Below are 13,750 nucleotides of genomic sequence, written 5' to 3' on the forward strand. Positions count from 1 at the left end.
CTCCGGATTCTTCCGCCGCGTCGATGGGTGGCGGCGGGACGGCTGCTGGCGATATGAGACACTGGGCCAGGCACCGCACCCATGGACGAGAAGCGCTATCCCATCCCCGCCGGACTCCACCGGGTGGAGCAGGACATCCAGAAGAGCCGCTTCATCACCACGGCCGCCCATACGCCCACCGTGGAGGAGGCGAAGGCCTTCATCGCCCGCGTGCGCGAGGAGTTCGCCGACGCCACCCACAACTGCTGGGCCTTCGTCGTCGGGCCGCCGGGCTCCACCGCCCAGGTGGGCATGAGCGATGACGGTGAGCCCCATGGGACGGCCGGCAGGCCCATGCTCACCGCGCTGCTCCACGGCGGCGTGGGCGACGTGGCCATGGTCGTCACCCGCTACTTCGGCGGGACGCTGCTCGGGAAGGGCGGGCTGGTCCGGGCCTATACCGCGGGCGTCCAGCAGGCGCTCGAGAGCCTCCCCACCACCGAGCGTGTGCGCAAGGCGCGACTGGCCGTCGAGGTGGAGTACACGCACGTCGATGGTCTGCGCCGCCTCCTGCCGTCCTACGAGGTGAAGGTGCTGTCAGAGGAGTACTCGGCCACCGTGGGCTATCGGCTGGAGCTGCCCGTTACCCAGGTGGAGGCGCTGCGGACGGCGTTGAACGACCTGACACTGGGACAGGTGCTCGTCGAGCCGCTCGATTCGGAGGATTGACCCTGGACCCCGGAGGGGGGAGCCTTCGGCCCGATGAGCGCTGGACCCGACCTCTTCTCCGCCTCCGTCGACGTGAATCGCTTCGCGCCCCTGGCGGAGCGGATGCGGCCCCGTACACCTGACGAGTTCATCGGCCAGTCCCACCTGCTGGGCCCGGGGCGCCCGCTGCGCCAGCTCATCGAGCGCAAGGCCATCGTGTCCTCTCTTTTCTGGGGGCCGCCGGGCGTGGGGAAGACGACGCTGGCGCGGATGATGGCCTCCAGCGTGGACGCGGAGTTCGTCATCCTCTCCGCGGTGTCGGACGGCATCCCCCGCATCCGCGAGGTGGTGGCCGAGGCCGAGCGCCTGCGCAACCAGTACAGCCGGCGCACCGTCCTCTTCGTGGACGAAATCCACCGCTGGGCGAAGAACGTGCAGGAGCAGGCGCTGCCCCACGTGGAGAGCGGCCTCTTCGTCCTCCTGGGCGCCACCACGGAGAACGTCAGCTTCGAGGTCCGCCCCGCGCTCGTCAGCCGGTGCCGCGTGTTCCAGCTCAAGGAGCTCACCGTCGCGGACATCCAGACGGCGCTGACGCGGGCGCTCGCCGACACGAAGCGTGGGCTGGGGACTCGCAACCTGACGGTGGGCGAGGAGGCGCTCACGCTCCTGGCCAAGGGCGGCGTGGGGGACGTGCGCAAGGCGCTGGGCGCGCTGGAGCTCGCCGCCAGCCTCACGGCGGATGGCGCGGAGATTACGCCCGAGACGGCCCGCGAGGCGGTGGGCACCAGCCTGTCCCGCCACGACAAGGATGGCGACCAGCACTACGACTTGCTGAGCGCGCTCCAGAAGTCGTGCCGGGGCTCCAACGTCCAGGGCGCCGTCTTCTGGGCGGCGAAGCTGCTCCAGACAGGGGACGTGGCGTCGCTGTGGCGCCGGCTCAAGGTGATTGCCGTGGAGGACGTGGGCATGGCGATGCCGGAGGCCATCAGCATCGTGCGTGACTGCGAGGAGGCCTTCCACGCCATGGGCATGCCGGAGGGGCGCATCTGCGTGGCGCACGCTGTCGTCCTGCTGGCCACGGCGAAGAAGAGCAACCGCGCCTATCAGGCCCTGGATGCCGCGATGGCGGCGCTCCAGGAGCACCCCAACGCGGAGCCGCCGCTCCACATCCGCAACGCGCCCACGGAGCTGATGAAGGAGCTGGGGCACGGCAAGGGCTACCAGACGCCCTGGAACCACAAGGACCACTACGTGCCCGGGCAGACGTACCTGCCCGCCCCGCTGGAGCGCTCCGTCTTCTATCGCCCGAGCAAGGAAGGCTACGAGGCGGAGATTCACGAGCGCATGAGCCACTGGTGGCGTGAGGACAAGGCGGCCCGCGGCGAGTAGCGCGGGCGGCCCGAGCTGCTTCAGGGCTGCGGGAGGCCGCTGCCGCCGTAGCCCTGGTCCCGCAGCTGCTCATAGTTCGCGCGGGCCTGCTTCTCCCGCTGGAGGTTCGCGTCCACCTCGTGCTGTTGCTCGGCCGCCTTGCGGCGGGCCTCGGCGACCGCGCTGGAGAAGTCACCCGCGGACATGTCCTCGGCCCGGACGTCCTCGTTGGCGCTCACCGCTTTGAATTCGGCTTGCTCGAGCTGGGCGCCGGCCACGTCCAGCTCTCGCTGGCGCATGACCTCCAGGGACTTCAACGTCTTCACCGCGTCGTCGCGCCAGGCCGTCTCGGCCTGGGCCAGGGTGAGCGCGTGCTGGGCGTTACAGGCGGTGGTCCGTGCCTGCTCGATGGCCGCGGTGTCCCCCGTCTCCTCCGCCGCCTCCAGCGCCAGCTCGCCCACTGCCTGGCGGTCCCTCGCGGCTGCCTCGTTCCGGCGGGCGACCTCCAGCGCCTGCTCGGCATCCTGCGTGGCCACCCGCGCGCGGGTGAGCTGCTCGCGGGCTTTCTCTTCCGTGAGCTGGGCCTGGCGCACGTCTCCCAGCTGGCCGGGAGGAACGCGCGCCACCCACTCCTTGTCCACCTCCGCGCTGGAGCGATGGGAGGCACAGCCCCCCAGCATCAACAGGGCCGTGCCGGCCACCCCGAGGTACATGCGACGCCCGCCTGGCTGCGCCATGGCTTCCTCCCAGTCTGAGGGTCTTGTCCGAAGCTGTGCGCACGCCGGGGAGGGTGAAAGCAGCGGCGCACCGCTCGTCGCGTCACAGGCCCCTGCTCGTAGGGCAAGGCGCCCCACGCGGCGGCGCGAGGGGGCGCCGGCGCTCTTCCCCCTGTCCGGCGCTGCCACGTGCGCATCGCTCCCGGCGGAACCTCTGGCGCCCATGAGGGGCAACGGGCGCGGGTGGCGTTAGCGGATGTCCAGCAGCGCCTCGAAGAGCGTGCGAGGGTCCAGGCCTGGCGGCAGGCCGGAGACGCCGCCGTCGTTCACCTCCACCACGGCCCATCCACCCTCCTGGAGCATGGCCACGTCCAGGGTGAGGAAGGGCGAGTCGATGCGGCGGGCGAGCGGCTCGAAGCCGGTGAAGTCCGGCACGTCGACGTCGAACTCGTGGTACGGCTCGGCGGCGAGGAGTCGGCCGCTTCCGAAGAAGAGGCGGTACTCGAGATGGGCCGGGCCCGCGGGCGTCCGGCCGTACGTCTTGAAGGGGAGGAACTTGCGGACGACGAGCCCCCGCTCGAAGCGGTCCGCGCGCTCGTCGACGAGGTTGGCGCAGATCTGCTCGAAGCGCGCCTGCGTGGTGCCGGCGGGGATGAAGCACGCTTCGTCCCAGCGCTCCTTGGCCGACTTCACATGGTCCTTCACCAGCCAGGGCTGTGGGCCGAGCGCCTGGGCCGCATGCCATGCCTCCGCCGCGTCCGTGCCCTCCGTCCATACGCTGCGGGCGGTATAGCGCGCCAGGCGCGGGTACCAGTTGGGGAGGTAGAGCGCCGCCGCGTACTGCTCCGGTGTGGTGGCCAGCCGGTGCCCGCGGGCGGACACCGCTTCGTCCAGCGCGGTGTACTCCTCCTCCGTCAGCATCCAGCCGCGGTAGAGGAGCCGCAGCCGGCCGCGCTCGGGAAGGGTGGCGAGCGCGTGCTCGGCGTTGCCCGAGAGCAGGGCGCCGAGGTCCGCCTGGTAGGTGTCGACGCCCAGCGCTTCGGCCGCGTCGGCCTCCACGTCGAAGGGGTCGTCCTGGGACGGATTCCGGCCGAAGAGGATGGCGCGCGCAAGAGACGGACGTCGGGAACCTGGCATCCAGAAGCCTCGCATCAGGGGTGGCGGTGAGTGGGGGCACCTCCGACGCCGCCATGCGCTGGCCCTGACACGAGACTTCCCAGTGGAACGCTTCGTTCCGGGGGCTTCGTTCCGGCTCCCGCGTCTGCTACACGGGAGCCGGCCGGGCCGGGAGTCAGTCCCCCAGCGCGCCGTAGCGGACCAGCCGGTAGCGGGCCCCCTGCGCCTCGCGGATGCGGGCGGCGAGCTTCTCGTGCAGCTCGGGCGTCCAGGCGCTCCAGCGCTGGAAGAACGCGGCGGTGGCGGCCTTGTCGCCCCGGTGCTGGAGCGCGAGCACCTGCTCCAGCAGCGACGTCACGACGGCCGGGTACCTGTCGTAGTGGATGCGCAGGCGCGCCGTCTGCGGGTCCGCCTGGATGAGGCCGTGCTCCAGGAACCAGTTGAACTGCACCAGCTGCATGCGCTGGTAGGGCTGGTCGTCACGCGGGCGCACGTTCTGGAGCGTGCGGCGGATGCCGGAGGCCTGCACCGCGCGCAGGCCGGCGGCGTCGAGCGTGCCCTTCTTGTGGAAGTCGTGCAGCGAGAAGAGGCTCACCAGGTCCGCCTTCATCTCCTCCATGGCGCCGGCGTAGTCCTCGAGCGCCACGTCCAGCGAGCGCCCCTTCTGGTCCCGGTCCGGGCCCAGGTAGTGCCCCACCTCGTGCCACAGCGTGCGCTGGAAGTTGCCTTCGGGGACCAGCTCGCGGGCGTGGGCATCCACCACCGCGGCGCGCCAGATGCGCTCGTCGGACGCGAAGAGGTCCGGGTTCCGCATGATGTTCTCCCGCAGCAGGATGGTGCGGCCATAGCGGCGCGCGGCGAGCGGGTCATTGGGGAGGATGCTCGCGGTGTTGGTGCCCCGGGACTGACCGAAGTCCGCGACGACCTCGTACACACCCACGGGGATGTCCTCGCGCACGCGCTTCTTCGCGGTGTAGGGGAGGGCGTCCTCCACGGCCTGGAGGCCGCCCAGGCGCTTGCGCAGCTCCTGCGTGGCCGGCTCGTTGCGCAGCAGCACCGACAGGCTGTGGAAGGCCTTCACGCCGTAGAGCGCGTCGTCATACGTCTCGTAGGCGCCGAGCTGCACGTTGAGCTTCTGGAAGCGCCCCGTCACCCAGGCCGCGTCGCCGCTCTCGTAGTCGTTGCTGAGCAAGTCCCTCGCGCGGTTGCGCAGGTAGCGCGCCAGCTCCGCGTCGCCCGGCGCCAGTCGCTCCGCCGCGCGCATCACCAGGCCATAGGCCTTCACCAGCTCCGGCCCGTAGGCCACCGCGTAGGGCACCGCGTAGAGCACCTTGGCGTCAGGCTTCTTCGCCCGGGCCTGCAGCGACTCGCGCAGGCCCGGGTGCAGCGTGTCCAGCACCGGGTACGTCTGGAGGACCTTCACGTCCTGGCGCAGGTTGGCCGCCGTGGCGCGGCGCACCACCGTCTTCTCGTTCAGCAGCCTCTCGCGCTCGCCGGGGTGGGCCTCCAGGAAGGCGTCGACCTCCGCGCGCGTGACGTCCACCGGGTAGACATTGCGGGCGGCCACCTGCGGGTCCACCGGCAGGAAGGCCTCACGCGCGTTGGTGAGCGTGCTGGCGATGGGGCCCTGGTAGAGGCGGTACAGCGTGAGCAGGTCCTGCGTGCGCTTGGGGCTGCCCAGCTTCTTGTCCAGCGCCTGCAGCTTCGTGTGGGCCGAGAGCGCCTGGTGGTGGCGCGAGGATTCGTAGAGCCCCTGGAAGATGGCGCCCGCCTCCAGCAGGTCCTTCACCGCGGCCTGCTCGTCGGGCGTGAGTCGCGAGAGGTCCGGCGCCAGGCGCACCTCCTGCGTCTTGGCGAGGATTTCCGCCACCTTCTCCTCGGGCCAGTAGCCCGCGGGGAGGGAGGGAGCAGGTCGGTGGGGGGCGGCGGCCTGGGCCGACAGCGCGAGGAGGGCGGCGGCGCCCAGGGATAGCGCGTGGGGGATTCTCATGGCGCGCAAGACTGCCACGAAGGTGGGCCTATTCCCCACGGAAGCGACCGAGGGCTCCGGCATGCCGAAGCGGCTCGGGGACGCTAGGCGCCGCGGTTCTGCTCGAGCGGAAGGCGAATCGTGAAGGCCGCGCCCCGGTCCGGCAGGTTCCTGGCGGTGACTCGGCCACCGTGGGCCTCGACGAGCTCGCGCGTGACATAGAGCCCCAGCCCGAGGCCACTGTAGTTGTTGTCGGTGATGGCGCGCTCGAAGCGGTCGAAGATGCGCGAGAGGGCCTGGGGAGGAATCCCGGGCCCTCCGTCGGCGACCTCCAGCAGGGCATCCCCGCCCTCGCGCGTCAGGGTGACGCGCACGGGCGTTCCCGCTGCGTACTTGAAGGCGTTGGCCAGCAGGTTCGCCACCGCCTGCTCCACGCGCAGCGGATCCCACGTGCCGACCACACCTGGCTCGAGCTGCGCGGACAGCTCGCAGCCCGCGTTCGTGGCGATGGACAGGTGCCGCTCGATGACGTCGCCCACGGCCTGGGTCAGGTCCATCCGCTCCGGCGACACCGCCAGGCGGCCGGTGGACAGGCGCGCCACGTCCAGCAGGGACTCCACCAGCGAGGTGAGCCGCTCGGTGCTGCGGGTTGCCCGCTCCAGGCTGGCGGCCACCTTGGGCTCCAGCGTCCCCCGACGCATGCTTTGCAGGTGGAGGTGCAGGGCGGTGATGGGCGTCTTCAATTCGTGCGAGGCGATGGAGAGGAACTCGTCACGCAGCCGGAGGGCTTCCCGGGCCTGGGCCAGCCGCAGCCGCTCCTCCTCGGCGAGCTTCCGCTCAGTGAGGTCCCGCGTCACCTTGGCGAAGCCGCGCAGGACGCCCTGCGCGTCACGCACCGCGGAGATGATGACGTCCGCCCAGAAGCGGGTGCCGTCCTTGCGGACGCGCCAGTTCTCCTCCTCGACCCGGCCCACCTGCTCGGCCTCGGCCAGCAGGCGGGCGGGCCTGCCCGCGGCGCGGTCCTCCGGCGTGTAGAAGCGGGAGATGTGCTGCCCGATGATCTCCTCGGCGGAGTAGCCCTTGATGCGCTCGACGCCCGCGTTCCAGGTCTCGACCCGGCCCTGTGGGTCGAGCATGAAGATGGCGTAGTCCTTCACGCTGCCGATGAGGAGGCGGAAGCGCTCTTCGCTTGCACGAAGCGCGTCCTCGGCGAGCTTCCGCTCGGTGAGGTCCCGCGTCACCTTGGCGAAGCCGCGCAGGACGCCCTGCGCGTCACGCACCGCGGAGATGATGACGTCCGCCCAGAAGCGGGTGCCGTCCTTGCGGACGCGCCAGTTCTCCTCCTCGACCCGGCCCACCTGCTCGGCCTCGGCCAGCAGGCGGGCGGGCCTGCCCGCGGCGCGGTCCTCCGGCGTGTAGAAGCGGGAGATGTGCTGCCCGATGATCTCCTCGGCGGAGTAGCCCTTGATGCGCTCGGCGCCCGCGTTCCAGGTCTCGACCCGGCCCTGTGGGTCGAGCATGAAGATGGCGTAGTCCTTCACGCTGCCGATGAGGAGGTGCGCTTTCTGCTCGATGGCGACGCGCGACTCCGTCGCGCTGGGGACGCGCTGCTGTGGCTCCACGGGCGCCGCGTCTGGCGAGACGGCAGCCGGGGGGGATGGCACCTCGGGTGCCGGTGCCATCTGCTGCCCTGGATGCGCCTTCTTGGTGGATGGCATGGTCATGAATATCGGATTGCTCGTCCCTGGCGATTACAGCGGACGCCCCAGGTCTACGCGGACCTGGAATCTTGCTCTAGTGGGGTGTTGGCGTTCGCGCCTTTCGGGTCGGGAATCGCACGTTCTGCGGTGCCACCCACCTGACCGCCAGGCTCGCTGGCATGAAGACCTGGGAGGTGGGACCGTGGCCAGATGCCCGAGCCCTCTCCGGACACGCCACCAGCTACCGCCGCAGCTGCGTGGCCCTCTGTATGACGTCTGTGACGCCCCGATCATTCCTCCATGACCCGGCGTAAGGGATGCCCATACATGTAGCGCGATTTTGCCGGGGCGGGGCGCCGTTTGGCTCGCTGCGTCACCAAGAGCGCTCGTTCGCCCGCTCACGCGGCATCCACAGGGAGGTCACGTCCACGTGTCAGCCTGGGCGTCGGGCTTGGCTTGAGATACACGGAGTGAATGAACTTCAAACTTCGAACGTTTGTTTCGTTATCCTCGGTGCTCCCGGCTCTGTTCAGCTGCGGAGCACCGCCGCCTGCGGACAACGCGCCCGAGGCCGCTGTGCTCGGGACGCAGGCCCAGGCGCTGGCCACCGGAACGCCCGCCGCGGAGGGCGTGCTGTCCTTCCTCAACGAGTTCTCCATTTCCTTCGAGGTGCTGGACCTGGAGGTACCGCTGGACGCCCAGGCGGCGCAGGCGCTGATTGACTTCCGCGAGGGGCCGGACGGCGTGCTCCGCACGGTGGATGACCGCCGCTTCGTGAGCATCGAGCAGGTGGACGCGGTGCCTCACGTGGGCCCCGCGGCGCTCGCGGCGCTGGAGGCGTACGCCAAGGGCACGGGCCGCGTGGAGATGCCGGTCGACGGCCACGTGGGAACCTTCCACGGTGTGGCCTTCAACGTGGCGGAGGCCCGCCGCGCCATCCTCGCGGCGAACACGGAGAGCGCGTCCAACCTGGAGACGGTCGTCGGCATTCCGGCGGCCGCGGTGCAGAGCATCGTGGCGGCGCGGCCCATCCTCCACATGGTGCAGCTGTCGCGGCTGGCGAACGTGGACGCCGTCGTGCTTGGCCAGCTCAAGGCGCACACGCAGCTGGCGGCCGAGGGCGACCCCTGCACGGGCCCCGGCACCTGCGGGGCGGGCCTGTACTGCGAGGGCCGGCCCGGTGACGGCTCCAGCCCCTACGGCCGCTGCATCGACACCGCGCCCATCCCCGGCGACGGGGACGTGTGCTCCCGGTTCGTGGCCTGCCCGTCGTCGGAGCTCATCTGCATCGGCCTGGCGTCGGGCTGGGTGGAGGGCTACTGCGCTCCGGCGTGGATGGGGCAGTCGTTCACCGAGTACTCGGACCTGCGGCTCCAGTCGACGAACCCGCTGGTGACGGCGCCGCTCGTGGTGGTGGGGCTGGCCTCCGTGCCCATGGACATCAACGTGGAGCTGGACCTCGTCCACACCGCGCCGCACCGGCTGGTGCTGACGGTGGAGGACCCGGGTGGCGAGACGGCGCTGCTGTGGGACGGGCCGAATGAGGGCACGCCGCCCGCGCGCATCGTCGTGACGCGGGGCATCCCGCGCGACGGCGTCATCAACGGCCAGTGGAAGCTGCACGTCGCCAACCCGTCCGGCGTGGGCAGCGGCACGCTGCGCTCGTGGACGCTGAAGCTCACCAGCCGCTACGACTGAGCGGGGTGTGCGGTGGGGGCCGCCCGGGCGCCCACCGCCACGGCGCGGCCTCCGCAGGGGCGAAGACGGCGCGTGGGCGCGGAAGCCCACCGCCTCTCGGCTGAGTGGAGGCCCGCGGTGGGCCCGGATTTCCGCGCACCGCGGAGCGCGGCCTAGGCGGGGCGGGAGACGTGCACCGGTGGGCGTCGCTGTGCCCAGGGTCGCGCCTGCTCGAGCTGGCTCGCGAGCCGGAACAGGGTGCCCTCGTCGGCGTACCGGCCGGCGAACTGGACGCCGATGGGCAGGCCTCCCTCGCTCCAGTGCAGCGGCACGGACATGGCCGGCTGCCCGGTGACGTTGAACAGGGCGGTGAAGGGACAGTGGCCGAAGACGTGGTCGTACCACTCGCGCGCTGTTCGCGGGGCGTTGGCGTCCAGCAGGCCCAGCGGGAAGGGGGGCGTGGCCACCGTGGGGGACAGGAGCACGTCGTACTGCTCGAAGAAGCGCCCCACCTGCCTCGACACGAAGTTGAAGATGCCGAGCGCCCGCTGCAGCTCCGTGGCCGTCAGCGTCTGCCCCTGGCGGACCACCGCCCACGTGCTGGATTCGAGCGAGTCCGGACCGGCCTCGCGCCCGGAATCGTGGCTGGCCATCGCCACCAGGGATGCCAGGGTCGCGGACCAGGCGGTGGTGATGGCCTCGTGCAACAGGTGGCCATCATGTTCGGGCGCGGCCTCGGTGACTTCGTGGCCCAGCTCCTCGCACAGGCGCGCCGCCAGCCGCGCGGCCTCGACGCACTCGGGGCTCACCGGGCCACCCATGGGCGCCGCCGTCATCAGCGCGATGCGCAGCCGCCCCGGCGCGCGGCCCACTTCCTCCAGGTACGGGCGCTGCGGCGGGGGCGCGAAGTAGGGGTCGCCGGCCTCCGGGCCGTGAGTGGCGTCCAATAGCGCCGCGCTGTCACGCACGGAGCGCGACAGCACGTGCTCGACGCCCATGCCGCAGATGACCTCGCCGACGTTCGGTCCCAGCGAGACGCGGCCGCGCGTGGGCTTCAGCCCGAAGATGCCGCAAAGGGAGGCGGGGATGCGCAAGGAGCCGCCGCCGTCGTTGCCATGCGCCACGGGCACGACGCCTGCCGCCACCGCCGCCGCCGAGCCTCCGCTGGAGCCGCCCGGGCTGCGTCCCATGTCCCACGGGTTGCGCGTGGGGCCGTGGAGCACCGGCTCCGTGGTGGCGTTGTTCCCGAACTCGGGGGTATTCGTCCGGCCCAGCAGCACCAGTCCCGCGCGCCGGTAGCGCGCGATCAACGCGCTGTCATACGGGAACACCGTCCCCTGGGTCAGCCGGCTCCCGAAGTCGGCGGGGACACCCGCGGCGTGCACGCCGATGTCCTTGAAGAGGAAGGGCACGCCCCGCAGGGGGCCGTCGGGGAGGCCCTGCTTCAGTGCCTCGCGCGCGTCGGCGTCGCGCGTCTCGATGACGGCGTTGAGCGTCGGGTTGACGCGGTGGATGGCCTCCACCGCCACCCGGAGCAGCTCCTCGGGTGTGACTTCCTTCCGACGAACCAGCTCCGCCAGCCCCACTGCGTCAAAGCGGCTGTAGTCATCCAGGTTCATGAGTCCCTCACGAGCGCCAGCGGCCATGCGGCAGGCCGGTTGAAGGAAGCAGGATATTCACGACGCCCAGGTCGTACTCCAGGCGCGTCAGCCGGCGGCCTGGGTGCGTTCCTCGCGCTGCGCGTTCACCAGCGACGCATAGGTCCCCTGGCGCTCCAGCAGCTCCTGGTGGCGGCCCACCTCCACCACGCGGCCCGCGTCCATGACGAGGATGGCGTCGGCGTTGCGCACCGTGCTCAGCCGGTGGGCGATGACGACGCGCGTGCACTTGAGCGAGGCCAGCGCCTGCTGCACGCGCTCCTCGGTGGTGGCGTCCAGCGCGCTGGTGGCTTCGTCCAGCAGGAGGATGGCGGGCCTGCGCACCAGTGCGCGCGCCAGCGCCAGCCGCTGCCGCTGGCCGCCGGACAGGGACAGGCCCCGGTCCGTCAGCGGCGTGTCGTACTGCATGGGCATGGCCATGATGTCGTCATGGATGTGGGCCAGCTTCGCGGCCTCCACCACGCGCTCCATGTCCAGGTCCGGGTCGCTCAAGGTGATGTTCTCCCGGAGCGACGCATTGAAGAACGAGGCGTCCTGGAGCACCACGCCGAGCTGGCCCCGCACCGCGCGCAGGTCCAGCTCGCCCAGCTCCACGCCGTCATAGCGGACGCGTCCGGAGGTGGGCAGGTAGAGGCCCAGCAGCAGGTGGGCCAGGGTGCTCTTGCCCGCGCCGGAGCGGCCGACGAGCGCCACCATCTGCCCCGGCTCCACGCTCACCGACACGCCCTGCACCACCCAGGCGGAGTTGGGGTTGTAGCGGAAGTGCACGTCCTCCAGGGTGACGCCGCCGCGCAGCGTGGGCGTGCGGCCCTGGTGCGCGGCATCGCGCTCCGGAGGCGTGTCCAGCACGTCGTTGATGCGCTCCAGGTAGGTGCCCAGGAACTGGAGCTGTCCGCCAGTGCCCAGGAGGTTGGACAGGGGAATCAGCAGCGCGCCGGCCAGGGCGTTGATGCTCAGCATCTGCCCCAGCGTCATCGCGCCATCCAGCACGCGCCAGGCGCCCACGCACAGCAGCACCAGCGGCGACACGCGGCGCAGCGTGCCCGTCAGCGCGTCCAGCCACGCGGAGAGCCGGCCCCGCTCCAGCTCCACGTTGAGCAGGTCCACGTAGAGGTTCGAGTAGCTGCCCACCATGCGCGACTCCACGCCGAACGCCTTGAGCGTCTGCATGCCGGAGAGCATGGCCATCAGGTAGCTCTGGCTGCGCACCGCCATGTCCAGGCTGCGCGAGAGCTGGCTGCGCTGACGGGCGCGGGGCAGCGCGAACACCAGCACCTGCAGCAGGCCCAGGCCCATCACCAGCAACCCCAGCGACGCGTCCGCCGCGAGCAGCAGGCCCAGGTAGAGGAGCACCAGCGTGCCGTCGAGCGCGCTGGACAGCAGGCCGGTGGACAGCAAGTCGCGGATGGCCTGCTGCGAGCCCAGCCGCGTCAGCAGGTCGCCCGCGGGCCGGAGCTGGAAGAAGGGGTAGGCCAGGCTCACCAGGTGGTCCAGGAGCCCCTGCGTCATCTGCGCGTCCAGGCGGGTGCGCAGCTCCACCAGGAGCTGGCCGCGCACCGCGGAGGTGAGCAGCTCGAAGAGCACCACACCCGCCAGCGCCACGGACAGCACCATCATCAGCGAGTAGTCCTGCCGCGGCACCACGCGGTCCACCACCATGCCCGTGAGCAGGGGCACCGCCAGCGTGAGCACCTGGAGCACGCCGGACAGCGCGAGCACCTTCATCAGGGCGCCCGCCTGGCGCTTCACCAGCGGCACCAGGTAGCGGTAGGGCCCGCGTCGCGAGCGGCCCGGCTGGAAGTCCTCGGAGGGCTCCAGCAGCAGGGCCACGCCGGTGAAGCACTGGCTGAACTGCTCCATGGACACGCGGCGCCGGCCCTGGTCGGGGTCCACCACCTCCACCCAGCCACGTCCCAGGCGCTCGAACACGACGTAGTGCGTGAAGCGCCAGTGGAGGATGGTGGCCGGCGGGAGGAAGGGCAGCCGGTCCAGGTCCACGGAGATGGCGCGCGCGCGCAGGCCCAGCTTCTGCGCCGCCGCCTTGATGGACTTGGCGCTGGCGCCGTCGCGCCCGGGCCCGGTCAGCTCCCGCACGGCCTCCAGGCTCAGCTCCCGGCCGTGGTAGGCGAGCACCATGGCGAGGCAGGCGGCGCCGCAGTCCGTCATCGTCATCTGCCGCACTTCGGGCACGCGCTTGCGGAGGCCGAATCGCCACCGGCCGCGGGGAGGGGACGGGGACTCGACCGTCATCGGCGGACGCTTCCTTCGGGAGGCACGAGGGTGGGCCAGAGCAGCGCGCAGAGGGCCAGCGCCACGGCGAACACGGCGAGGAGCACGAAGGTCCAGCGCGTCCAGCGGCCGGAGATGCGCAGCAGGTCGCCTTCGTCCTGCACGACGCGCTGGTAGTGCGCCAGGGCCTCCTTGCGGAAGATGGACGTCCGGCCTTCGGTCGGTGGCGGCATGGCGGGGACGTTAGCGGACGGGCGCTCCGGCGCGGCGGGAAAGCGGGGGACTGGCCCCAACCGGCCAGCCCCCCCAGGCCCACTCATGGAGTGGGCCCTACCACGGTGTCACTACAGGCACTGATACGGAGGACAGGGCGTGCAGTAGTAGCTGCCGAACTGCTCACAGCTGTCCGCGCCGGAGATGCTCTCCAGGACGTCGTCGCTCAACTCCAGCTCCGCCGCGGGGTTGGCGGGCAGGGCCGCGCGCTCCTCGGCGGAGAGGCTGTTGAAGTACTCGGGGTCACGCCATGCACGGAGGATGTGGTCCTTCTTCTGGCTCATGACTGCTCCTGGAATGGGCTGGGGGAAAAGCTCCCGCGGTGGCCAGCCCACCACCGCGGAAGCGGGTGAGACC

General features: G+C 71.3%; 11 protein-coding genes. 3 read left to right on the forward strand and 8 right to left on the reverse strand.

The genetic code is table 11. The annotated features are described in order from the left end of the window. Positions 1 to 81 precede the first annotated feature (81 nt). On the forward strand, positions 82 to 708 hold the full coding sequence (locus tag VZL07_RS29345; RefSeq protein ID WP_426751176.1) for a YigZ family protein: 627 nt from the start codon (positions 82 to 84) through the stop codon (positions 706 to 708). Between the two features lie 33 nt (positions 709 to 741). After that, positions 742 to 2,076, forward strand: coding sequence for a replication-associated recombination protein A (locus VZL07_RS29350; RefSeq protein WP_426751177.1), 1,335 nt, complete (start codon positions 742 to 744; stop codon positions 2,074 to 2,076). A 20-nt stretch (positions 2,077 to 2,096) separates the two neighbouring features. Here VZL07_RS29350 and VZL07_RS29355 read toward each other — a convergent pair whose 3' ends face one another. The 4 genes from VZL07_RS29355 to VZL07_RS29370 form a co-directional block, all read right to left on the reverse strand. Further along, the gene (locus tag VZL07_RS29355) at positions 2,097 to 2,792 is read right to left on the reverse strand and encodes a hypothetical protein (protein ID WP_426751178.1); all 696 of its coding nucleotides are present in this window, start codon (positions 2,790 to 2,792) and stop codon (positions 2,097 to 2,099) included. Between the two features lie 228 nt (positions 2,793 to 3,020). After that, positions 3,021 to 3,908 carry an ATP-grasp domain-containing protein gene (locus tag VZL07_RS29360; RefSeq protein WP_426751179.1) on the reverse strand — a complete coding sequence of 296 codons (888 nt, stop codon included), beginning with the start codon at positions 3,906 to 3,908 and terminating at the stop codon, positions 3,021 to 3,023. A 154-nt stretch (positions 3,909 to 4,062) separates the two neighbouring features. After that, on the reverse strand, positions 4,063 to 5,877 hold the full coding sequence (locus VZL07_RS29365) for an NUDIX hydrolase (protein WP_426751180.1): 1,815 nt from the start codon (positions 5,875 to 5,877) through the stop codon (positions 4,063 to 4,065). Positions 5,878 to 5,960: 83 nt separating this feature from the next. After that, positions 5,961 to 7,580: a PAS domain-containing sensor histidine kinase gene (locus VZL07_RS29370; protein WP_426751181.1), complete on the reverse strand. Its 1,620-nt coding sequence runs from the start codon at positions 7,578 to 7,580 to the stop codon at positions 5,961 to 5,963. 552 nt (positions 7,581 to 8,132) lie between these two features. On the opposite strand from VZL07_RS29370, the gene VZL07_RS29375 reads away from it, so the two are divergent. Beyond that, positions 8,133 to 9,254: a hypothetical protein gene (locus VZL07_RS29375; protein WP_426751182.1), complete on the forward strand. Its 1,122-nt coding sequence runs from the start codon at positions 8,133 to 8,135 to the stop codon at positions 9,252 to 9,254. 152 nt (positions 9,255 to 9,406) lie between these two features. Here the strand turns inward: VZL07_RS29375 and VZL07_RS29380 are convergent, their stop codons facing one another. The 4 genes from VZL07_RS29380 to VZL07_RS29395 all read right to left on the reverse strand — a co-directional run bounded on the left by VZL07_RS29380 (position 9,407) and on the right by VZL07_RS29395 (position 13,677). Further along, a complete protein-coding gene (locus VZL07_RS29380) occupies positions 9,407 to 10,852 on the reverse strand; it encodes an amidase (RefSeq protein WP_426751183.1) in 1,446 nt (481 codons plus the stop codon). 87 nt (positions 10,853 to 10,939) lie between these two features. Beyond that, on the reverse strand, positions 10,940 to 13,141 hold the full coding sequence (locus VZL07_RS29385; RefSeq protein ID WP_426751184.1) for a peptidase domain-containing ABC transporter: 2,202 nt from the start codon (positions 13,139 to 13,141) through the stop codon (positions 10,940 to 10,942). Continuing rightward, positions 13,138 to 13,353, reverse strand: a complete 216-nt coding sequence (locus VZL07_RS29390) for a hypothetical protein (RefSeq protein ID WP_426751185.1) — start codon at positions 13,351 to 13,353, stop codon at positions 13,138 to 13,140. Before VZL07_RS29390 ends, VZL07_RS29385 begins: the two co-directional genes overlap by 4 nt. Before the next feature lie 111 nt (positions 13,354 to 13,464). Further along, complete coding sequence (locus VZL07_RS29395) at positions 13,465 to 13,677, reverse strand: mersacidin/lichenicidin family type 2 lantibiotic (protein WP_426751186.1); 213 nt, start codon at positions 13,675 to 13,677, stop codon at positions 13,465 to 13,467. Positions 13,678 to 13,750: the final 73 nt, after the last annotated feature.

This window comes from Pseudomyxococcus flavus (genome assembly GCF_050038885.1).
Classification (GTDB): domain Bacteria; phylum Myxococcota; class Myxococcia; order Myxococcales; family Myxococcaceae; genus Myxococcus; species Myxococcus flavus.

Bases quoted from the DNA above. Each gene is read 5' to 3' on its own strand.
- VZL07_RS29385 (WP_426751184.1), bottom strand. From the start codon at position 13,141: ATGACGGTCGAGTCCCCGTCCCCTCCCCGCGGCCGGTGGCGATTCGGC.
- VZL07_RS29380 (WP_426751183.1), bottom strand. From the start codon at position 10,852: ATGAACCTGGATGACTACAGCCGCTTTGACGCAGTGGGGCTGGCGGAG.
- VZL07_RS29350 (WP_426751177.1), top strand. From the start codon at position 742: ATGAGCGCTGGACCCGACCTCTTCTCCGCCTCCGTCGACGTGAATCGC.
- VZL07_RS29365 (WP_426751180.1), bottom strand. From the start codon at position 5,877: ATGAGAATCCCCCACGCGCTATCCCTGGGCGCCGCCGCCCTCCTCGCG.
- VZL07_RS29390 (WP_426751185.1), bottom strand. From the start codon at position 13,353: ATGCCGCCACCGACCGAAGGCCGGACGTCCATCTTCCGCAAGGAGGCC.
- VZL07_RS29370 (WP_426751181.1), bottom strand. From the start codon at position 7,580: ATGACCATGCCATCCACCAAGAAGGCGCATCCAGGGCAGCAGATGGCA.
- VZL07_RS29345 (WP_426751176.1), top strand. From the start codon at position 82: ATGGACGAGAAGCGCTATCCCATCCCCGCCGGACTCCACCGGGTGGAG.
- VZL07_RS29360 (WP_426751179.1), bottom strand. From the start codon at position 3,908: ATGCCAGGTTCCCGACGTCCGTCTCTTGCGCGCGCCATCCTCTTCGGC.
- VZL07_RS29395 (WP_426751186.1), bottom strand. From the start codon at position 13,677: ATGAGCCAGAAGAAGGACCACATCCTCCGTGCATGGCGTGACCCCGAG.
- VZL07_RS29355 (WP_426751178.1), bottom strand. From the start codon at position 2,792: ATGGCGCAGCCAGGCGGGCGTCGCATGTACCTCGGGGTGGCCGGCACG.